The following is an 18,690-nucleotide window of genomic DNA, read 5'->3' on the forward strand; positions in this document are numbered from 1 at the left end:
AGACAAGGTGCCATGTCGCCTCCTGAGGAGACGACACCCAAGGACGCCACGGATCCAGAGATCCTCCAGCGCCCCGTTGGTCCAGCCGGCATACCCGCCATGCCCCGCTGCGTCTCGACCCTGAACCCGGGCAGCCGTCGTGCGCCTCGCCACTGGTGCGAGTTCCGCAGTTGGAAGGCATGCGGCCTGTCCGCCCGTTGAAGGAGCCTGACATGGCGAAGTTCAAGACCCTCCTGCTCGGCACGGCCGTGGGAGTGGTGATCCTGGCACTGCTGGTGCACTGGATCGGTATGGATACCCTTCGTACCTATCGCGCGGATCTGCTGTTCTATCTCCAGGCGCACCTCTACCTGGTGGCCGTCTCCATGGTCGTCGCCCTGCTCGTCGGCATTCCCGCCGGGGTGGTGCTCAGTCGGCCGCGCTTCACCCGTAGCGCCGAGCGCTTCATGCAGGTGTTCAACATCGGCAATACCGTACCGCCACTGGCGGTGCTGGCCATCGCCCTGGGTATCGTCGGGATCGGCGATGGTCCGGCGATCCTGGCGCTGTTTCTCGCGTCGCTGCTGCCCATCGTGCGCAACACCTACGAAGGCCTGAGGAACGTACCCGGCTCGCTCAAGGAGGCGGCCACCGGCATCGGCATGACGCCCACCCAGGTGCTGACCAAGGTCGAGCTGCCCAACGCCGTGCCCATCATCATCGGCGGGGTGCGGGTCGCCCTGGCGATCAACGTGGGTACCACGCCACTGGTATTCCTGATCGGTGCCAACAGCCTGGGCAGCCTGATCTTTCCCGCCATCGCCCTGGAGAACCAGCCGCAACTGCTGCTGGGCGCCGCCGCCACGGCCCTGCTGGCGCTGTTGCTCGATGGCCTGGTGCTGCTGGCCAGCCGCCTCTGGCTGGAACGCGGCCTGGCCCGCTAAGGAGACGAGATGAAGAAGTTGCTTATCGCCCTGGGCGCCGCCTGGTTCGGATTGACGCTGGCCAGTACTGTCCAGGCCGAGCCGATCCGCATCGGCGCCAAGGTGTTCACCGAGCAGGCCATCCTCGCCGAACTCACCGGGCAGTATCTGTCCCGCCACGGCTACCAGCCGGAGATCGTCGGCGGCCTGGGCAGCACCATCGCCTGGAATGGCGTGAAGAACGCCCAGCTCGACCTCACCTGGGAATACACCGGCACCTCGCTGGTGGCCTATAACCACGTGACCGAGCGGCTGGACCAGGCGGCCTCCTACCAGCGGGTCAAGGAGCTGGATGCCAAGATCGGCCTGGCCTGGCTGGCACCCACCCGGTTCAACAACACCTATGCCCTGGCCCTGCCGGAAAAGGTCGCCCAGGCCCACCCGGAGCTGAACAGCATCAGCGACCTGGCGCGGTTGCTCGAGGCCGAGCCCGGGCAGCCGCACCTGACGGCGCTGGACATCGAGTTCGCCAACCGTTCCGACGGGCTCGCCGGCCTGGTCAAGGACTATGGCCTGAGCTACACCCGTGACGACATCCGCCAGATGGACCCGGGCCTGGTCTACACCGCCCTGCGCAACGGCCAGGTGTTCACCGGCCTGGTCTACACCACCGATGGCCGTCTGGACGCCTTCAAGCTCAAGGTGCTGGAAGACGACAAGGGCTACTTCCCCGACTACACCGCCGCGCCGGTGGTCAACGCCGCCTACCTGGCCAAGCATCCGGATCTCGCCGAGTTGCTCAAGCCCCTGGCCGAGAGCCTCGACCAGGCCACCATGCGCCAGCTCAACGCCAAGGTGGACATCGAGCGCCAGACGCCGGCCCAGGTGGCGCGTGACTTCCTCGCCCAGCACCCCTTCAGCGGAGGGCAATGACCCATGGATTTCGTCACCTCCTTCAATCACATCGACTGGCTGCAGGTCCTCGAACTGACCCGCCAGCACATCACCCTGGTGGGCATCGCCGTGACCCTGGCGATCCTGGTCGGGGTACCCCTGGGCATCCTCATGACCCGCTATCCCTGGCTGGCCGGACCGCTGCAGGCGGTGGCCACGGTGGTCATGACGCTGCCCTCCATCGCCCTGTTTGGCCTGCTGCTGCCGTTCTATTCCAAGTTCGGCCAAGGCCTCGGCCCGCTGCCGGCCATCACCGCGGTGTTCCTCTATTCGCTGCTGCCGATCCTGAGGAACACCTACCTGGCGCTGACCAGCGTCGAGCCGGGCATCCGCGAGGCGGGCGCCGGCATCGGCATGACCTTCTGGCAACGCCTGCGCATGGTCGAGCTGCCCATCGCCCTGCCGGTGATCCTCGCCGGGGTGCGTACCGCCGTGGTGATGAACATCGGCGTCATGACCATCGCCGCCACCATCGGCGCTGGCGGCCTGGGCGTGCTGATCCTCACTTCCATCAGCCGCAGCGACATGGCCACCCTCATCGTCGGCGCCGTGCTGGTCAGCCTGCTGGCCATCGTCGCCGACCTCGTCCTCCAGTGGCTGCAACGCCGCCTCACCCCGCGCGGCCTGCGCGGCCTGCGCGGCGCCCATTAAGGAGCCCCAGATGATCGAACTCGACCGCCTGACCAAGACCTTCAAGCAGCATGGCAAGGACGTGACCGCGGTGGACGCGGTGAGCCTCACCGTGGAAGAGGGCCAGATCTGCGTCTTCCTCGGTCCTTCCGGCTGCGGCAAGACCACCACGCTGAAGATGATCAACCGCCTCATCGAGCCCACCTCCGGGCGGGTGCTGATCAATGGCGAAGACACCACCGGCATCGACGAGGTGACGCTGCGTCGCCACATCGGCTACGTGATCCAGCAGATCGGCCTGTTCCCCAACATGACCATCGAGGAGAACATCACCGTGGTGCCCAAGCTCCTGGGCTGGGACAAGAAGAAGTGCCGTGAGCGCGCCACCGAGCTGATGAGCATGGTGCAGCTCGAACCCAAGCAGTACCTGTCGCGCTATCCGCGCGAGCTGTCCGGTGGCCAGCAGCAGCGCATCGGGGTGATCCGCGCCCTGGCGGCCGAGGCGCCGCTGTTGCTGATGGACGAGCCCTTCGGCGCGGTCGACCCGATCAACCGCGACGCCATCCAGAACGAGTTCTTCCAGATGCAACGGGCGCTGAACAAGACGGTGATCATGGTCAGCCACGACATCGACGAGGCCATCCGCCTGGGTGACAAGATCGCCGTGTTCCGCGGCGGCCGGCTGGTGCAGTTCGACCATCCGGATACCCTGCTGGCCCATCCCAAGGACGAGTTCGTCAGCAACTTCGTCGGCCAGGACAGCACCTTGAAGCGCCTGCTGCTGATCCGCGCCGAAGACGCCGCCGACAACGCTCCCTCGATCCAGGCCGAGACCCTGATCGGCGATGCCGTGGAATTGATGGAAGAACACGACCGCCGCTACCTGGTGGTGACCGACGCCGCCAACAAGGGCCTGGGCTACGTGCGCCGCCGCGACCTGCGCGGCCAGAGCGGGCCGGTGGCGCCCTTCGTCACCCCGTTCAAGGCCACCGCGGCCTTCGACGAGCACCTGCGCATCCTGCTGTCGCGCATGTACCAGTTCAACAGCTCCTGGCTGCCCGTGCTCAGCGCCGACAACGACTTCCTCGGCGAGGTCACCCAGGAATCCATCGCCGACTACCTGAGTAGCGGCCGTTCGCGGGGCAAGACCAGCATCGTCTCGCCGGCGGAGCAGGTAGCGGGGTAGGGAAGGGCAGTAAGCACCGGTCAACCGATCGGTGCTGGCGGGACGATCAGGGGCGGATCTCGATCAGGGTGCCGTCCTTGACCAGCCCCCAGACCTCGCGCATGTCGTGGTTGGTCAGGGCGATGCAGCCATTGGTCCAGTTCAGCGAGTTGAAGTACCACTCCGGATACTCCTCGTCGACGGGAGTGCCGTGCAGCATGATCATGCTGCCCGGGGGCACGCCGGCCTTGTAGGCGCGGGTCAGGTCCTCCCGGTTGGGGTAGGAGATGTGCATGGCCAGGTTGAATTTGTCGCTGGTCTTGCGCCAGTCGATCCAATAGAAGCCTTCCGGCGTCCGCTGGTCGCCTTCGCGCAGCTTGGGCCCGCGGGCGTTCTTGCCCAGGGAGACGCGATAGGACTTCATCACGGTATCGCCGCTGAGCAGCTGCAACTGATTGCGCGACTTGATGACCAGCACCTTGTCGATCAGCGGTGCAGCCGGTTGGCGGATCACCGTGACGCTGGTGCTGGCCTGGGCCAGCGAGGGAAGCAAGGAACCGCACAGCACATAGCAGAGCGCCAACAACAGGTGCAACGGACGCATGTCGGGAAGATCCTCGGGAGAGCTCAGGCAGGCTTGGGCGCGACCACCATGGGGGCCATGCCTTCATGGCGCAGCGGAAAGTCGCCACGGCGGCGGTCGGCGAAAAAGCATTCTAGTGTCCGCTTGATGGTCGGAAAAGCCAGAGACGACCAGGGGATGTCGGCTTCGTCCAGAAGGCGCACGTCCAGGCTTTCCTCGCCGACGCCGAAGCGCCCGTCGACCAGCTCGCCGCGGAACAGCATGTAGATCTGGTCGATGTGCGGCAGGTCGAAGAGGGTATAGAGCTCCAGGCCCTGGACCCTGGCCCCGGCTTCCTCGAAGGTCTCGCGGGCGGCCGCCTCGGTGGTGGTCTCGCCGTTCTCCATGAAGCCGGCGGGCAGCGTCCAGTAACCGCGCCGCGGTTCGATGGCGCGCTGGCAGAGCAACACCTTGCCTTCCCAGATCGCCAGGCAGCCGGCCACCACCCGCGGATTTTGGTAGTGCACCGCGTCGCACTGGCTGCAGACCAGGCGCATTCGGTTGTCGCCGGCGGGAATGCGTTCCTCCAGCAGTCCGCCACAGTGGTTGCAATGCTTCATGGCTCGTCCTCGTTTTGCCGCAGTGTGCCGGGGTGGTCGCTCGCCTCGCAAGCGATGGCTGGGCTTGGGATTGCCCGGCGGGCGTGCCATGATCCAGCGGCTATGACGACCAAGGGAGAATTCCGGCGTGGATGAGTTGCTCCAGCGCCTGCGTCACTACCAGCCGCGCACCCTGAGTGGCAGCGAGACCTACCAGGAGGCGGCGGTGCTGGTGCCCATCATTCGCGGCGAGCATCCCGAATTGCTGCTCACCCTGCGCGCCAGCAACCTGTCCACCCACGGTGGCGAGGTGGCGCTGCCCGGCGGTCGCCGCGACCCTGAGGACGCCGACCTGGTCGCCACCGCCCTGCGCGAAGCCCAGGAAGAAGTCGGCCTGCCACCCGGCCTGGTGGAGGTGATCGCGCCCCTGAGTCCGCTGGTATCGCGCTACGGCCTGGCGGTCACGCCCATCGTCGCCCTGATTCCCGATCAGCTCGACTACGTTCCCAGCGAAGCCGAGATCGCCGCGATCTTCACCGTGCCGCTGCAGTTCTTCTGCGAGGTGCCGCCGGATTTCACCCTCAGGGTCGACCACGACGGCCGGCGCTGGCAGGTGCCCAGCTATCAATACGGGGATCACCGCATCTGGGGGCTGACCGCGGTGATCATCGTCGAACTGGTCAACCTGCTGTATGACGCCGGCATCGTGCTCAAGGCGCCGCCCCGGCGGGATTGAGCGCGCTCGACAAGGTAAAGGCACATGCCAAGACGGGTCATAACGGGCACAATGCGCGGCCATTCGAGGGAAGCCGCATGACCACCGCCGATTCACCCGTGCGTTCGCCCTGCGTCCATGTCTGTGCCCTGGACGAACAGGACATCTGCATCGGTTGCCAGCGCAGCGCCGCCGAGATTACCCGCTGGATGTCCATGAGCGACGCCGAGCGCCGCGAGGTGCTGGTGCGCTGCGACGAGCGGGCGCGGGCCGGTGGTGCGGCCTTCCTCACCTGACATCAGCCGGAGAGATCTGTCATGCCCCGTATCGGTACCCCCCTGTCCCCCAGCGCCACCCGCGTGCTGCTCTGCGGCTCCGGCGAACTGGGCAAGGAAGTCGTCATCGAACTGCAGCGCCTGGGCGTCGAGGTCATCGCCGTGGATCGCTATGCCGATGCGCCGGCCATGCAGGTCGCCCACCGCAGCCATGTCATCGACATGCTCGACGGCGCCGCCCTGCGCGCGGTGATCGAGCGCGAGCAGCCGCACTTCATCGTGCCGGAGATCGAGGCCATCGCCACTGCCACCCTGGTGGAGCTGGAAGGCGAGGGCTACACCGTGGTGCCGACCGCGCGGGCGGCCCAGCTCACCATGAATCGCGAAGGCATCCGCCGCCTGGCCGCCGAGGAACTGGGCCTGCCCACCTCGCCGTACCATTTCGCCGACACCTACGAAGACTACGCCGCCGCCGCCGAGGCGCTGGGCTATCCCTGCGTGGTCAAGCCGATCATGAGTTCCTCGGGCAAGGGCCAGAGCCTGTTGCGCAGCGCCGATGAACTGCAGGCGGCCTGGCAATACGCCCAGGAAGGCGGTCGCGCCGGCAAGGGCCGGGTGATCGTCGAGGGCTTCGTCGACTTCGACTACGAGATCACCCTGCTGACCGTGCGCCACGTCGGCGGCACCGTCTTCTGCGCGCCGGTCGGCCATCGCCAGGTCAAGGGCGACTACCACGAGTCCTGGCAGCCCCAGGCCATGAGCGAGAAGGCCCTGGCCGAATCCGAGCGGGTCGCCCGCGCCGTGACCGAGGCCCTGGGTGGCCGCGGTCTGTTCGGCGTGGAGCTGTTCGTCAAGGGCGATCAGGTCTGGTTCAGCGAGGTTTCGCCACGCCCTCACGACACTGGTCTGGTGACCCTGATCTCCCAGGACCTGTCCGAATTCGCCCTGCATGCTCGTGCCATCCTCGGTCTGCCGATCCCGGCCATCCGCCAGTTCGGTCCCTCGGCCTCGGCGGTGATCCTGGTCGACGGCGACTCGCGCCAGACCGCCTTCGCCAACCTGGGCGCCGCCCTGGAAGAGCCGGACACCGCGCTGCGCCTGTTCGGCAAGCCCGAGGTCAAGGGTCAGCGCCGCATGGGCGTGGCCCTGGCCCGCGATGAAAGCATCGAGGCCGCCCGCGCCAAGGCCGTGCGCGCGTCCCAGGCGGTGAAGGTCGAGCTGTAAGACCGCCCGGGCACCACGAAAAAGGGCCCCGCGGGGCCCTTTTTTACTGCGTAGAGAAATCTACAGTGACTGGTCGCGCGTCTCGCGCAGGCAGAGCACCGCCAGCAGGCTGATCGCCGCCGCCGCCGAGACGTAGCCACCCACCCAGCTCAGGCCACCGGCCTCCACTAGTTGCTGGGCCGCATAGGGCGCCAGGGAGGCGCCGAGGATGCCGCCCAGGTTGTAGGCCGCCGAGGCGCCGGTGTAGCGCACCTGGGTGGGGAAGATTTCCGGCAGCAGGGCGCCCATGGGGCCGAAGGTCATGCCCATTAGGAACAGCTCCAGCGCCAGGAACAGCCCGACCGCCTGGCTCGAGCCGTGGGTCAGCAGCGGTTCCATGGCGAAACCCGAGAGCAGGGCGGCGAGGGCGCTGGCGGCCAGCACCGGCTTGCGCCCGAAGCGATCGGCCAGCCAGGCCGACAGCGGCGTGGCCAGGGCCATGAACAGCACCGCCACGCAGAGCAGGCCGAGGAACTCCTGGCGGCTGTAGCCGAGGTTCTTCACCCCGTAGCTCAGCGAGAACACCGTGGAGATGTAGAAGAGGGCGTAGCACACCACCATGCTCAGGGCGCCGAGCAGCACGGCCTTGCCGTGCTTGCCGAAGGTCTCGACCATGGGCAGGCGCAGGTTCTCGCGTCGCGCCATGGCTTCGGCGAACACCGGGGTCTCGTGCAGCGACAGCCGCACATAGAGCCCGACCACCACCAGCAGGGCGCTGAGCAGGAAGGGGATGCGCCAGCCCCAGGCGCGGAACTGCTCCTCATCCAGCAGCAGCGCCAGGGCCAGGAACAGGCCGTTGGCCATCAGGAAGCCGATGGACGGACCGAGCTGGGGGAACATGCCGAACCAGGCGCGCTTGCCGGGCGGGGCATTCTCGGTGGCCAGCAGCGCCGCGCCGCCCCATTCGCCACCCAGGCCCAGGCCCTGGCCGAATCTCAGCAGGCAGAGCAGGATCGGGGCCCAGACGCCGATGCTGGCGTAGCCGGGCAGCAGGCCGATCAGGGTGGTGGAGATGCCCATCAGCAGCAGCGAGGCCACCAGGGTGGACTTGCGCCCGAGGCGGTCGCCGAAGTGGCCGAACAGCAGCGAGCCGAGGGGCCGCGCCAGGAAGGCGATGCCGAAGGTGATGAAGGCGCTCAGGGTCTGGGCCACGCCCGAGCCCTGGGGAAAGAACACCGGGCCGATCACCAGGGCGGCGGCCGTGGCATAGACGTAGAAATCGTAGAACTCGATGGCGGTGCCGATGAAGCTGGCGGTGGCCACGCGGGTTGGGGAATTGCGGGGCGCAGGGGTAGCGGTATCGAAGGCGGCAGCGGTCGTGGCCATGCAGGGGTACCGGGCAGTCGTTCTTATAGGAGGCGTCTGCCGGGGCGGCCCGATGGGGCAGCGGTTGTCCAGGGATAGGGACGGGCGGGACGACCTGATTGTGACGTGCCGGGCGCGATCTGGCTGTTGGCCGGGATCGCGCCGAACGTGGTTCGGTCGCCAGATTATGCGGGTAGCGGAAGGACCACTGTCAACGATGCAGGATGAATTCCCGCACCAGCTTGCTGCCGAAATAGGCCAGCATCAGCAGGATGAAGCCGAGCAGGGTCCAGCGGATCGCCCGGTGGCCGCGCCAGCCCAGGCGATTGCGGCCCCACAGCAGGATGCCGAAGACCACCCAGGCGATGCAGGAGAGCACCGTCTTGTGCACCAGGTGCTGGGCGAACATGTCTTCGACGAAGAACCAGCCGGAGATCAGCGACAGCGACAGTACCACCCAGCCGGCCCAGAGAAAGCCGAACAGCAGACTTTCCATGGTCTGCAGCGGCGGGAAGCTGCGGATCAGTCCGGAGGGATGCTTGTTCTTCAACTGGCGGTCCTGGATCAGCAGCAGCAAGGACTGCAGCACCGCCAGGGTGAAGAGGCCGTAGGCGATGATCGACAGCAGCACATGCACCACGATCTTGGGCGAGACATCCAGCGGCGCCACGGTGCCCGGCGGGACGAATTCGGCCAGCAGCGCGGTCACCGCGCCGAGCGGATAGACCAGCACCAGCAGCGGCTGCAGCGGCATGCGCAGGCAGCCGACCAGCATCAGCGCGATGGCGGTCGCCGAGATCAGGCTCGAGGCGTCGAAGAAATCCAGGCTCAGGGTCGGTTCGAGGATCAGCTGCAGATAGACGGCCAGGGCATGGGGCAGCAGGGCCAGGATGCCGGCGCCCAGGACCAGGGGCTTGTTCGACGGTTGTTTGCGCAGCAGGCAACTGCCCTGGTAGAGGGTCGCGAGCAGATAGAGGGCGGCGGCCAGGAGGGTGGGCAGCAGGGCGTGCATGGTCCGGATTCAGCAGGGCGGAAAGCGGACGAGTGTGGCACAGACGGGGCAGCACAGAAAGTCCGGGGCACGCTCTGGCGCCTGCCGGTCCGGCGCGCCGAACCCCGGCCGCCGCCGGGCGGTCCCATGAGGTACACCCCTTTAGGAAGTCTCGACCATGCTTAAATTTCTCGGCGGTACCATGGGCATCATTTTCCTGATCGGTCTGGTGGTGGTCATCGGTATCTTCTCGCTGATCTTCTGACCGCCCGCCCGCCGGGCACCGTCGCTCCGGCGGTGCCCGGCGCCCCGCTCTTGCTGGCGCTCCCGCTCTGCAGCCGAGCCCCCTCTCCTTGACCCTTACTCGCGCCCCAGCTGCCCGTGACTATCCCTGGGTCGGCGCTCTTTCGTTATACTTGCCGGTCAGCCGCCGTTTCCGCCCTGGATGTCCGCATGTTCGAGAATCTCACAGACCGCCTGTCACAAAGCCTGCGCCACATTACCGGCAAGGCCAAGCTCACCGAAGACAACATTAAGGACACCCTGCGCGAGGTGCGCATGGCGCTGCTCGAGGCGGACGTGGCCTTGCCGGTGGTCAAGGAGTTCGTCAACCGGGTCAAGGAGCGGGCGGTCGGCACCGAGGTGTCCAAGAGCCTGACCCCGGGTCAGGCCTTCGTGAAGATCGTCCGCGCCGAACTCGAAGCCATCATGGGCGCGGCCAACGAGGACCTGGCGCTCAACGTGGCGCCACCGGCGGTCATCCTCATGGCCGGCCTGCAGGGTGCGGGCAAGACCACCACCGCCGGCAAGCTGGCGCGCTTCCTCAAGGAGCGCAAGAAGAAGACCGTCATGGTCGTCTCCGCCGACGTCTACCGCCCGGCCGCCATCAAGCAGCTGGAAACCCTGGCGGGGGAGGTGGGCGTCACCTTCTTCCCCTCCGACATCAGCCAGAAGCCGGTGGACATCGCCCAGGCCGCCATCCGCGAGGCCAAGCTCAAGTTCATCGACGTGGTCATCGTCGACACCGCCGGTCGCCTGCACATCGATAGCGAGATGATGGCGGAGATCCAGCAGGTCCATGCCGCCACCAAGCCGGCCGAGACCCTCTTCGTGGTCGATGCCATGACCGGCCAGGACGCCGCCAACACCGCCAAGGCCTTCAACGACGCCCTGCCGCTCACCGGCGTGATCCTGACCAAGGTCGACGGCGACGCCCGGGGTGGTGCCGCGCTGTCGGTGCGCCACATCACCGGCAAGCCGATCAAGTTCATCGGCATGGGCGAGAAGAGCGAAGCCCTCGATCCCTTCCATCCGGATCGCGTCGCCTCGCGCATCCTCGGCATGGGCGACGTCCTCTCGCTGATCGAGCAGGCCGAGCAGACCCTGGACCGGGAGAAGGCCGACAAGCTGGCCAAGAAGCTCAAGAAGGGCAAGGGCTTCGACCTCGAGGACTTCCGCGACCAGCTGCGCCAGATGAAGAACATGGGTGGCCTGGGTTCGCTGATGGACAAGCTGCCGACCATGATGGGCGGCATGAACATCCAGCAGATGGGCAACGCCCAGGGCGCGGCCGAGAAGCACTTCAAGCAGATGGAAGCCATCATCGACTCCATGACCCCGGCCGAGCGCCGCGATCCGGAGCTGATCAGCGGCTCGCGCAAGAAGCGCATCGCCCTCGGCTCCGGCACCCAGGTGCAGGACGTCGGCCGCCTCATCAAGCAGCACAAGCAGATGCAGAAGATGATGAAGAAGGTCACCGCCAAGGGTGGCATGGCCAAGATGATGAGAGGCATGGGCAGCATGTTCCCCGGCGGCGGCATGCCCAAGATGTGATCCGCGGGTGCCGCCCGTCGCCAGACGGTCGGCCGCGGAAGCGGCTTTGCGAGAGGGGCAGGCGCCAGCGCTGGTGCGCCTTCGCGAGCCGCGTGGCTGCCTCGCACGGAGCTCCGGCGCAACGCATTGCCGGGAGCTGCGTTGAAAGCCATTGGCAAATGGGGTGACAGCCCTTAGAATATGCGGCCTTTCGGGCCATGTGGCCCAGCGTGCCCACTGTTTCAAGCACCGACTACAGGAACGAAGTTCAATGGTAACCATCCGTCTAGCCCGTGGCGGCTCCAAGAAGCGCCCCTTCTACCACCTGACCGTGACCAACAGCCGCAATGCGCGCGATGGTCGCTTCGTCGAGCGCATCGGTTTCTTCAACCCGATCGCCAGCGGCGCCGAAGTTCGTCTGTCGGTGGACCACGAGCGTGCCAGCTACTGGCTGTCGCAGGGCGCCCAGCCGTCCGAGCGCGTCGCTCAGCTGCTCAAGAGCGCTCAGGCTACCGCCTGAAGACCATGAGTACGCCGACCTCCGCCCCCGACCTGGTGGTCCTGGGCAAGATAGTTTCGGTCTTCGGCGTACGGGGTGAGCTCAAGATCTACTCGTTCACCGATCCCCTCGACAACCTGCTGGACTATCGGACCTGGACGCTAAGGCGCGATGGCGAGACCCGGCAGGCCAAGGTGCTCGGCGGACGGTTGCACGGCAAGGTCCTGACGGTACGCCTGCAGGGCCTGGACGATCGCGAAGAAGCCCGCCTCCTGGCCGGTTTCGAGATCTGCGTGCCGCGCAGCGAATTGCCCCAGCTGGGCGCCGGTGACTACTACTGGCATCAGCTGGAAGGTCTCAAGGTGATCAATCGCGAAGGCCAGTGGCTGGGCGTGGTGGAGCACCTGCTGGAGACCGGGGCCAACGACGTCATGGTGGTCAAGCCCTGTGCTGGCAGCCTCGACGATCGTGAGCGTCTGTTGCCCTATCTGCCGGACCAGTACGTGCTGGCGGTGGATCTGGCCAAGGGTGAGATGCAGGTCGACTGGGACGCGGATTTCTAATCCATGCGTATCGATGTCATCAGCCTCTTTCCCGAGATGTTCGAGGCCGTCAGCGCCTATGGCGTGAGCGGCCGCGCGATGAAGCAGGGGCTCCTGGAGCTGACCTGCTACAACCCGCGCAGCTATACCGAGGATCGCCACCAGACCGTGGACGACCGGCCCTTCGGCGGCGGTCCCGGGATGGTCATGAAGATCCAGCCGCTGGAGCGCGCCCTGGCCGATGCCAAGGGTGATTCGGCGGCGAAGGTGATCTACCTGTCCCCCCAGGGTCGCAAGCTCGACCAGGCGGCGGTACGGGAACTGGCGCAGGAGGAGCACCTGATCCTCATCGCCGGGCGTTACGAAGGCATCGACGAGCGTTTCATCGAGACGCACGTGGATGAAGAATGGTCGATTGGCGACTATGTGCTGTCCGGCGGTGAATTGCCGGCCATGGTGCTGATCGATGGGGTCACGCGACTGCTGCCTGGAGCCTTGGGGCATGCGGATTCCGCTGAGCAGGACTCGTTCACCGACGGCCTGCTCGATTGCCCGCACTACACCCGACCCGAGGTGTACGAGGGCCGTCGCGTACCCGACGTGTTGCTCAGTGGTAACCACGAGCATATCCGGCGCTGGCGCCTGCAGCAGTCCCTGGGACGCACTGCGGAGCGACGTGCCGATCTTCTGGATGGCCGCTCGCTTTCTGGAGAAGAGCAGAACCTGTTGGCGGAATACCTCCGTCAGCGGAACGATAGTTAGGTATCGATGGCGGGCCGCGGCCTGTCTTAGGAGCAGAGTGACATGACCAACAAAATCATTGCCCAGATCGAAGCTGAGCAGATGAACAAGGAAATCCCGGCGTTCGCCCCCGGCGACACCGTGATCGTCCAGGTGAAGGTGAAGGAAGGCGACCGTCAGCGTCTGCAGGCCTTCGAAGGCGTGGTGATCGGCAAGCGTAACCGCGGCCTGAACAGCGCCTTCACCGTGCGCAAGATCTCCAACGGCGTTGGCGTCGAGCGTACCTTCCAGACCTACAGCCCGCTGGTCGACAGCCTGAGCGTCAAGCGTCGCGGCGACGTGCGCAAGGCCAAGCTGTACTACCTGCGCGAACTGTCCGGCAAGGCTGCCCGCATCAAGGAAAAGCTTTCCTGATCGCGGCGTGACCAGAAAAAAGCAGCTTCGGCTGCTTTTTTCGTTTCTAAGAGCCCAGTCAAAATCTCGCGAGCTAGAGACAAACAAGGCGAAGCTGGCTGAGGAAGCGGACCGGGCTCGCGCGCGAGTTTACAGCTGGTAAATGAGCATTCCGATGGGGCTGGCCTTCCAGGCCGGCTTCAACGACGTTTGGCCGACGCGCAGCAGATTTTGAGTAGGCTCTGAGGTTCGAGGTAAGCAATGACGACCCGCGAAGCGGAAATCCAGCGGCGTACCGCGCTGTCGGAAACCCGGGTGGCCAAGGCGGTGTTCCCGCCCACCACCAACCATCACGATACCCTGTTCGGCGGTACCGCCCTGGCCTGGATGGACGAGGTGTCCTTCATCACGGCGACGCGCTTCTGCCGCAAGCCCCTGGTGACGGTCTCCACCGATCGCATCGATTTCAACCATCCCATTCCCGCCGGCTCCATCGTCGAGTTGATCGGGCGGGTGGTGAAGGTCGGCAACACCAGTATCAAGGTGCAGGTCGAGGTGTTCGTCGAAGGCATGCTGGCGGAAGGTCGCGAGCGTGCCATCAACGGCGCCTTCAGCTTCGTCGCCGTCGATGAGGCGGGCAAGCCGACGCCGGTCCTGCCCGGATTCGCCGAGTGAACGGCGAGCGGCTGATCGAGGAATTCCTCGACGCCCTGTGGCTGGAAAAGGGCCTGTCACCCCATACCCGCAGCGCCTACCGCACCGACCTGCTGGCCTTCGCCCGCTGGCTGGAAGGCCGGGGCCTGACCCTGGAGACGGTCGGCCGCGATGCCGTGCTCGATCACCTCGGCTGGCGGCTGAGCGAAGGCTACCAGGCGCGCTCCACCGCGCGCTTTCTCTCGGGCTTGCGCAGCTTCTACAAGTACGCCGTGCGCGAGGGGCGGATCGCCGAGGACCCGACGCTGCTGGTGAGCATGCCGCAGCTGGGGGCACCGTTGCCCAAGAGTCTGTCCGAGGCGGACGTGGAGGCCCTGCTGGCGGCGCCCGATACCGAGGACACCCTCGGCCTGCGCGATCGCACCATGCTCGAGGTGCTCTATGCCACCGGCTTGCGGGTGACCGAACTGGTCAGCCTGACCCTGGACGAGATCAACCTGCGCGAGGGCTCGCTGCGGGTCTTCGGCAAGGGCAGCAAGGAGCGGCTGATACCCCTGGGCGAAGAGGCCATCGCCTGGCTGGAGGACTATCTCAAGACGGCGCGGCCGCTGCTGCTGGGTGGCCAGCCCGGCGACGTGCTCTTTCCCAGCCAGCGGGGCACGCCCATGACCCGGCAGACCTTCTGGCACCGCATCAAGCTGCACGCCCAGGTGGCCGGCATCCGCACCTCGCTGTCGCCGCATACCCTGAGGCACGCCTTCGCCACCCATCTGCTCAACCATGGCGCCGACCTGCGCACGGTGCAGATGCTGCTCGGCCATACCAGTCTCTCCACCACCCAGATCTACACCCATGTCGCCCGGGTGCGCCTGCAGCAACTGCACGCCCAGCACCATCCGCGCGGCTAGGGCGGTGTTTCAGAAGTTCACGCAAGAATTGGCGAGTGATTTTGGTTTCTGAGCCAGGCGCCGGGACGAGTCATAGCAGGGCTATGGCGAGGAGCGGCAACACCGCTCAGGAACCAGAAGCGCCGCCAAAATTGCGTAGACACTTCTGAAGCCCCGCCCTGGGGGCGGGACCGCCGTAGCCGGCAGGTCTGTGGTAGGCTTGCCGGCGTCTCAACAGGAGTCAAACATGCGTATTTCCCGACTGTTGCTCGCCGCTTGCCTGGGGCTCGGCGTGCAACTGGCTCAGGCCGAACCTGAGCAGGCCATCCGCCAGAGCCTGACCGCGCTGCAGCCCAATCTCGCCATCGAGTCCATCGCCAAGAGTCCGCTGGACGGCCTCTACCAGGTCCAGCTCAAGGGCGGCCGGGTGCTCTACGCCAGTGGCGACGGCCAGTTCGTCATGCAGGGCTATCTCTACCAGGTGAAGGACGGCAAGGCCGCCAACCTGACCGAGAAGGCCGAGAATATTGCCGTCGCGCGGCAGATCAACGGGCTCGACCGCAGCCAGATGATCGTCTTTCCCGCCCAGGGCGAGACCAAGGCACATATCACCGTCTTCACCGACACCACCTGCCCCTATTGCCAGAAGCTGCACGCCGAGGTGCCCGAGCTGAACAAGCGCGGCATCGAGGTACGCTACCTGGCCTTCCCGCGCCAGGGCATGGGCTCGCCGGGCTCCAAGCAACTGGAGGCGGTGTGGTGCGCCAAGGACAAGCCGGCGGCGCTGAGCCAGATGTTCACCGGGCGTGAGGTCAAGTCCGAGAGCTGCCAGAATCCGGTTGCCCAGCAATTCGCGCTGGGGCAGAACATGGGGATCCAGGGCACGCCGGCGATCATCCTCGCCGATGGCCAGATGATCCCGGGCTACCAGCCGGCCGACCAGCTGGCGGAAGCGGCAATCAGCGCGCGCTAGGCGCCGTAACCAAGACTTCAAACGGGACCGCGGAGCGGTCCCACACGACATGGGGATAAGGGTGTGAAGCCGGTCAAAGTAGGCATCTGTGGTCTGGGTACCGTGGGCAGCGGGACCTTCAACGTACTCAAGCGCAACGCCGAGGAAATCGCCCGGCGCGCCGGGCGGGGTATCGAGGTGGCGCAGATCGCCCAGCGCCGGCCGAATCCCCACTGCGACACCGGCAGCACGCCGATCACCGCCGAGGTCCTGGCGGTGGCGGACAATCCCGAGATCGACGTCGTCGTCGAATTGATCGGCGGCTACACCCTGGCCCGCGAGCTGGTGCTGCGCGCCATCGCCAACGGCAAGCACGTGGTCACCGCCAACAAGGCGCTGATCGCCGTGCACGGCAACGAGATCTTCGCCAAGGCGCGCGAGCAGGGCGTGATCGTCGCCTTCGAGGCCTCGGTGGCCGGCGGCATCCCGGTGATCAAGGCGCTGCGCGAGGGCCTGGCGGCCAACCGCATCAACTGGGTGGCCGGCATCATCAATGGCACCGGCAACTTCATCCTCTCCGAGATGCGCGAGAAGGGTCGCACCTTCCCCGACGTCCTGGCCGAAGCCCAGGCGCTGGGCTATGCCGAAGCCGATCCGACCTTCGACGTGGAGGGCATCGATGCCGCCCACAAGCTGACCATCCTGGCGTCCATCGCCTTCGGCATCCCGCTGCAGTTCGACAAGGCCTACACCGAGGGCATCACCCGCCTGACCACCGCCGACGTCGGCTACGCCGAGGCGCTGGGCTATCGCATCAAGCACCTGGGCGTGGCGCGCAGCACCGACCAGGGCATCGAGTTGCGGGTACACCCGACGCTGATCCCGGCCGATCGCCTGATCGCCAACGTCAACGGCGTGATGAACGCGGTGATGGTCAATGGCGATGCCGTCGGCTCGACGCTGTTCTATGGCGCCGGCGCCGGCCAGGAGCCGACCGCCTCGGCGGTGGTGGCCGACCTGGTGGACGTGGTGCGCGCCATGACCTCCGATCCGGAGAATCGCGTGCCGCACCTGGCCTTCCAGCCCGATGCGCTGTCCGACCATCCGGTGCTGTCGATCGAGGCCTGCGAGAGCGCCTACTATCTGCGCATCCAGGCCAAGGATCACCCGGGCGTGCTGGCCCAGGTGGCGAGCATCCTTTCGGCGCGCGGCATCAACATCGAATCCATCATGCAGAAGGAAGCCGAGGAACATGACGGCCTGGTGCCCATGATCCTGCTGACCCATCGCGTGACCGAGCGCCACATGGTCGAGGCCATCACCGCCCTGGAAGCCCTGGACGACGTCGTCGGCGATGTCGTCCGCATCCGCGTCGAGCACCTGAACTGAGCAGCCTGGCGGCGCCCGGCGCCGCCGTCTTTCCCGAGGTCGAGTCATGCGTTACATCAGTACCCGCGGCCAGGCGCCCGCGCTGAATTTCGAAGAAGTGCTGCTGGCGGGTCTCGCCAGCGACGGTGGTCTCTATGTGCCGGAGAACCTGCCGCGCTTTTCCCTGGAGGAGATCGCCTCCTGGGCCGGTCTGCCCTACCACGAGCTGGCCTTCCGGGTGATGAAGCCCTTCGTCGCCGGCTCCATCGCCGATGCCGAATTCAAGGCCATCCTGGAAGAGACCTACGCCGGTTTCGCCCACAGCGCCATCGCGCCGCTGCGCCAGCTGGACGCCAACGAGTGGGTACTGGAGCTGTTCCACGGCCCGACCCTGGCCTTCAAGGACTTCGCCCTGCAACTGCTCGGCCGGCTGCTCGACCATGTATTGGCCAAGCGCGGCGAGCGCGTGGTAATCATGGGCGCTACCTCCGGTGATACCGGCTCGGCGGCCATCGAAGGCTGCAAGCGCTGCGAGAACGTGGACATCTTCATCCTGCATCCGCACCAGCGGGTGTCGGAAGTGCAGCGTCGGCAGATGACCACGCTGCTGGGCGACAACATCCACAACCTGGCCATCGAAGGCAACTTCGACGACTGCCAGGAAATGATCAAGGCCAGCTTCGCCGACCAGGGCTTCCTCAAGGGCACCCCGCTGGTGGCGGTCAACTCGATCAACTGGGCGCGGATCATGGCCCAGATCGTCTACTACTTCCATGCGGCCCTGCAGCTGGGCGCCCCGGCGCGCTCCATCGCCTTCTCGGTGCCCACCGGCAACTTCGGCGACATCTTCGCCGGCTACCTGGCGCGCAACATGGGCCTGCCGGTGAGCCAGCTGGTGGTGGCCACCAACCGCAACGACATCCTGCACCGCTTCATGTCCGGCAACCGCTACGACAAGCAGCAGCTGGAAGCCTCGCTGTCGCCGTCCATGGACATCATGGTCTCGTCCAACTTCGAACGCCTGTTGTTCGACCTGCACGGCCGCGACGGCCAAGCTCTGGCCGAGCTGATGGCCAGCTTCCGCGCCAGTGGCACCCTGTCGGTGGCCGATGATCGCTGGACCGAGGCCCGCAGGCTGTTCGATTCCCTGGCGGTCAACGACGAAGAGACCTGCGCCACCATCGCCGAGGTCCATGCGGCCACCGGCGAGGTGCTGGACCCGCACACCGCCATCGGCGTGCGTGCCGCTCGCGAGTGCCGGCGCAGCCTGGCCACGCCCATGGTGGTGCTGGGTACCGCCCACCCGGTCAAATTCCCCGAAGCGGTGGAAAAAGCCGGCATCGGCGCCACCCTCAGCCTGCCGACCCACCTGGCCGACCTGCTGCAACGCGAGGAGCGCTGCACCGTGCTGCCCAACGACCTCGCCGCCGTCCAGGCCTTCGTCAGCCGTCATGGCAAGCGTGGGCAGCCGCTGTAAGGCG

General features: G+C 66.3%; 21 protein-coding genes. 17 read left to right on the top strand and 4 right to left on the bottom strand.

Annotated features, from left to right (window positions below):
- The first annotated feature begins 212 nt into the window (after positions 1-212).
- Genes FSV73_RS09260 through FSV73_RS09275 form a run of 4 tightly spaced genes read left to right on the top strand, consistent with a single transcriptional unit; the run spans position 213 to position 3,672 of the window.
- Positions 213-923 (top strand): ABC transporter permease, encoded by a 711-nt coding sequence (locus tag FSV73_RS09260; RefSeq protein WP_145007023.1) that lies wholly within the window; start codon positions 213-215, stop codon positions 921-923.
- Between the two features lie 9 nt (positions 924-932).
- On the top strand, positions 933-1,835 hold the full coding sequence (locus FSV73_RS09265; RefSeq protein ID WP_145007025.1) for a glycine betaine ABC transporter substrate-binding protein: 903 nt from the start codon (positions 933-935) through the stop codon (positions 1,833-1,835).
- Between the two features lie 3 nt (positions 1,836-1,838).
- Positions 1,839-2,507: an ABC transporter permease gene (locus FSV73_RS09270; RefSeq protein WP_145007027.1), complete on the top strand. Its 669-nt coding sequence runs from the start codon at positions 1,839-1,841 to the stop codon at positions 2,505-2,507.
- Between the two features lie 10 nt (positions 2,508-2,517).
- Positions 2,518-3,672, top strand: coding sequence for an ABC transporter ATP-binding protein (locus FSV73_RS09275; RefSeq protein WP_058772149.1), 1,155 nt, complete (start codon positions 2,518-2,520; stop codon positions 3,670-3,672).
- Between the two features lie 46 nt (positions 3,673-3,718).
- Here FSV73_RS09275 and FSV73_RS09280 read toward each other — a convergent pair whose 3' ends face one another.
- Both FSV73_RS09280 and FSV73_RS09285 read right to left on the bottom strand, forming a co-directional pair.
- Positions 3,719-4,255 carry a L,D-transpeptidase family protein gene (locus FSV73_RS09280; RefSeq protein WP_145007029.1) on the bottom strand — a complete coding sequence of 179 codons (537 nt, stop codon included), beginning with the start codon at positions 4,253-4,255 and terminating at the stop codon, positions 3,719-3,721.
- A gap of 23 nt (positions 4,256-4,278) precedes the next feature.
- On the bottom strand, positions 4,279-4,833 hold the full coding sequence (locus FSV73_RS09285; protein WP_145007031.1) for an NUDIX hydrolase: 555 nt from the start codon (positions 4,831-4,833) through the stop codon (positions 4,279-4,281).
- Positions 4,834-4,960: 127 nt separating this feature from the next.
- Here FSV73_RS09285 and FSV73_RS09290 point away from each other — a divergent pair, with 127 nt between their 5' ends.
- From FSV73_RS09290 to purT, 3 genes are all read left to right on the top strand, one after another.
- Positions 4,961-5,548, top strand: a complete 588-nt coding sequence (locus FSV73_RS09290) for a CoA pyrophosphatase (RefSeq protein WP_145007033.1) — start codon at positions 4,961-4,963, stop codon at positions 5,546-5,548.
- Positions 5,549-5,625: 77 nt separating this feature from the next.
- A complete protein-coding gene (locus FSV73_RS09295) occupies positions 5,626-5,823 on the top strand; it encodes a DUF1289 domain-containing protein (protein ID WP_145007035.1) in 198 nt (65 codons plus the stop codon).
- A gap of 21 nt (positions 5,824-5,844) precedes the next feature.
- Positions 5,845-7,026, top strand: a complete 1,182-nt coding sequence (gene purT / locus FSV73_RS09300) for a formate-dependent phosphoribosylglycinamide formyltransferase (protein ID WP_145007037.1) — start codon at positions 5,845-5,847, stop codon at positions 7,024-7,026.
- A 60-nt stretch (positions 7,027-7,086) separates the two neighbouring features.
- Here the strand turns inward: purT and FSV73_RS09305 are convergent, their stop codons facing one another.
- Both FSV73_RS09305 and FSV73_RS09310 read right to left on the bottom strand, forming a co-directional pair.
- Positions 7,087-8,391 carry an MFS transporter gene (locus tag FSV73_RS09305; RefSeq protein WP_145007039.1) on the bottom strand — a complete coding sequence of 435 codons (1,305 nt, stop codon included), beginning with the start codon at positions 8,389-8,391 and terminating at the stop codon, positions 7,087-7,089.
- Positions 8,392-8,581: 190 nt separating this feature from the next.
- Entirely contained in the window at positions 8,582-9,382 is an 801-nt protein-coding gene (locus FSV73_RS09310; protein WP_145007041.1) for a cytochrome C assembly family protein, read from the bottom strand.
- Positions 9,383-9,814: 432 nt separating this feature from the next.
- On the opposite strand from FSV73_RS09310, the gene ffh reads away from it, so the two are divergent.
- The 10 genes from ffh to thrC all read left to right on the top strand — a co-directional run bounded on the left by ffh (position 9,815) and on the right by thrC (position 18,686).
- Positions 9,815-11,194: a signal recognition particle protein gene (ffh, locus tag FSV73_RS09320; RefSeq protein WP_145007043.1), complete on the top strand. Its 1,380-nt coding sequence runs from the start codon at positions 9,815-9,817 to the stop codon at positions 11,192-11,194.
- Between the two features lie 250 nt (positions 11,195-11,444).
- Positions 11,445-11,693: a 30S ribosomal protein S16 gene (gene rpsP, locus FSV73_RS09325; RefSeq protein ID WP_145007044.1), complete on the top strand. Its 249-nt coding sequence runs from the start codon at positions 11,445-11,447 to the stop codon at positions 11,691-11,693.
- A gap of 5 nt (positions 11,694-11,698) precedes the next feature.
- On the top strand, positions 11,699-12,235 hold the full coding sequence (gene rimM, locus FSV73_RS09330) for a ribosome maturation factor RimM (RefSeq protein WP_145007046.1): 537 nt from the start codon (positions 11,699-11,701) through the stop codon (positions 12,233-12,235).
- Positions 12,236-12,238: 3 nt separating this feature from the next.
- The gene (gene trmD, locus FSV73_RS09335; protein ID WP_007160956.1) at positions 12,239-12,976 is read left to right on the top strand and encodes a tRNA (guanosine(37)-N1)-methyltransferase TrmD; all 738 of its coding nucleotides are present in this window, start codon (positions 12,239-12,241) and stop codon (positions 12,974-12,976) included.
- A 42-nt stretch (positions 12,977-13,018) separates the two neighbouring features.
- Positions 13,019-13,369: a 50S ribosomal protein L19 gene (gene rplS / locus FSV73_RS09340; protein WP_007160957.1), complete on the top strand. Its 351-nt coding sequence runs from the start codon at positions 13,019-13,021 to the stop codon at positions 13,367-13,369.
- 240 nt (positions 13,370-13,609) lie between these two features.
- Entirely contained in the window at positions 13,610-14,023 is a 414-nt protein-coding gene (locus FSV73_RS09345; RefSeq protein WP_145007048.1) for an acyl-CoA thioesterase, read from the top strand.
- On the top strand, positions 14,020-14,910 hold the full coding sequence (gene xerD, locus FSV73_RS09350; protein WP_145007051.1) for a site-specific tyrosine recombinase XerD: 891 nt from the start codon (positions 14,020-14,022) through the stop codon (positions 14,908-14,910). Before FSV73_RS09345 ends, xerD begins: the two co-directional genes overlap by 4 nt.
- A 226-nt stretch (positions 14,911-15,136) precedes the next feature.
- Positions 15,137-15,862 carry a DsbC family protein gene (locus FSV73_RS09355; RefSeq protein ID WP_145007053.1) on the top strand — a complete coding sequence of 242 codons (726 nt, stop codon included), beginning with the start codon at positions 15,137-15,139 and terminating at the stop codon, positions 15,860-15,862.
- Between the two features lie 63 nt (positions 15,863-15,925).
- A complete protein-coding gene (locus tag FSV73_RS09360; RefSeq protein ID WP_145007055.1) occupies positions 15,926-17,230 on the top strand; it encodes a homoserine dehydrogenase in 1,305 nt (434 codons plus the stop codon).
- A gap of 46 nt (positions 17,231-17,276) precedes the next feature.
- A complete protein-coding gene (gene thrC / locus FSV73_RS09365; protein ID WP_145007057.1) occupies positions 17,277-18,686 on the top strand; it encodes a threonine synthase in 1,410 nt (469 codons plus the stop codon).
- Positions 18,687-18,690 lie beyond the last annotated feature (4 nt).

The organism is Pseudomonas oryzihabitans (assembly GCF_007665395.1).
GTDB classification, from domain to species: domain Bacteria; phylum Pseudomonadota; class Gammaproteobacteria; order Pseudomonadales; family Pseudomonadaceae; genus Chryseomonas; species Chryseomonas psychrotolerans_C.

Bases quoted from the DNA above. Each gene is read 5' to 3' on its own strand.
- FSV73_RS09260 (WP_145007023.1), top strand. From the start codon at position 213: ATGGCGAAGTTCAAGACCCTCCTGCTCGGCACGGCCGTGGGAGTGGTG.
- FSV73_RS09265 (WP_145007025.1), top strand. From the start codon at position 933: ATGAAGAAGTTGCTTATCGCCCTGGGCGCCGCCTGGTTCGGATTGACG.
- FSV73_RS09270 (WP_145007027.1), top strand. From the start codon at position 1,839: ATGGATTTCGTCACCTCCTTCAATCACATCGACTGGCTGCAGGTCCTC.
- FSV73_RS09275 (WP_058772149.1), top strand. From the start codon at position 2,518: ATGATCGAACTCGACCGCCTGACCAAGACCTTCAAGCAGCATGGCAAG.
- FSV73_RS09280 (WP_145007029.1), bottom strand. From the start codon at position 4,255: ATGCGTCCGTTGCACCTGTTGTTGGCGCTCTGCTATGTGCTGTGCGGT.
- FSV73_RS09285 (WP_145007031.1), bottom strand. From the start codon at position 4,833: ATGAAGCATTGCAACCACTGTGGCGGACTGCTGGAGGAACGCATTCCC.
- FSV73_RS09295 (WP_145007035.1), top strand. From the start codon at position 5,626: ATGACCACCGCCGATTCACCCGTGCGTTCGCCCTGCGTCCATGTCTGT.
- purT (WP_145007037.1), top strand. From the start codon at position 5,845: ATGCCCCGTATCGGTACCCCCCTGTCCCCCAGCGCCACCCGCGTGCTG.
- FSV73_RS09305 (WP_145007039.1), bottom strand. From the start codon at position 8,391: ATGGCCACGACCGCTGCCGCCTTCGATACCGCTACCCCTGCGCCCCGC.
- FSV73_RS09310 (WP_145007041.1), bottom strand. From the start codon at position 9,382: ATGCACGCCCTGCTGCCCACCCTCCTGGCCGCCGCCCTCTATCTGCTC.
- ffh (WP_145007043.1), top strand. From the start codon at position 9,815: ATGTTCGAGAATCTCACAGACCGCCTGTCACAAAGCCTGCGCCACATT.
- rpsP (WP_145007044.1), top strand. From the start codon at position 11,445: ATGGTAACCATCCGTCTAGCCCGTGGCGGCTCCAAGAAGCGCCCCTTC.
- rimM (WP_145007046.1), top strand. From the start codon at position 11,699: ATGAGTACGCCGACCTCCGCCCCCGACCTGGTGGTCCTGGGCAAGATA.
- trmD (WP_007160956.1), top strand. From the start codon at position 12,239: ATGCGTATCGATGTCATCAGCCTCTTTCCCGAGATGTTCGAGGCCGTC.
- rplS (WP_007160957.1), top strand. From the start codon at position 13,019: ATGACCAACAAAATCATTGCCCAGATCGAAGCTGAGCAGATGAACAAG.
- FSV73_RS09345 (WP_145007048.1), top strand. From the start codon at position 13,610: ATGACGACCCGCGAAGCGGAAATCCAGCGGCGTACCGCGCTGTCGGAA.
- FSV73_RS09355 (WP_145007053.1), top strand. From the start codon at position 15,137: ATGCGTATTTCCCGACTGTTGCTCGCCGCTTGCCTGGGGCTCGGCGTG.
- thrC (WP_145007057.1), top strand. From the start codon at position 17,277: ATGCGTTACATCAGTACCCGCGGCCAGGCGCCCGCGCTGAATTTCGAA.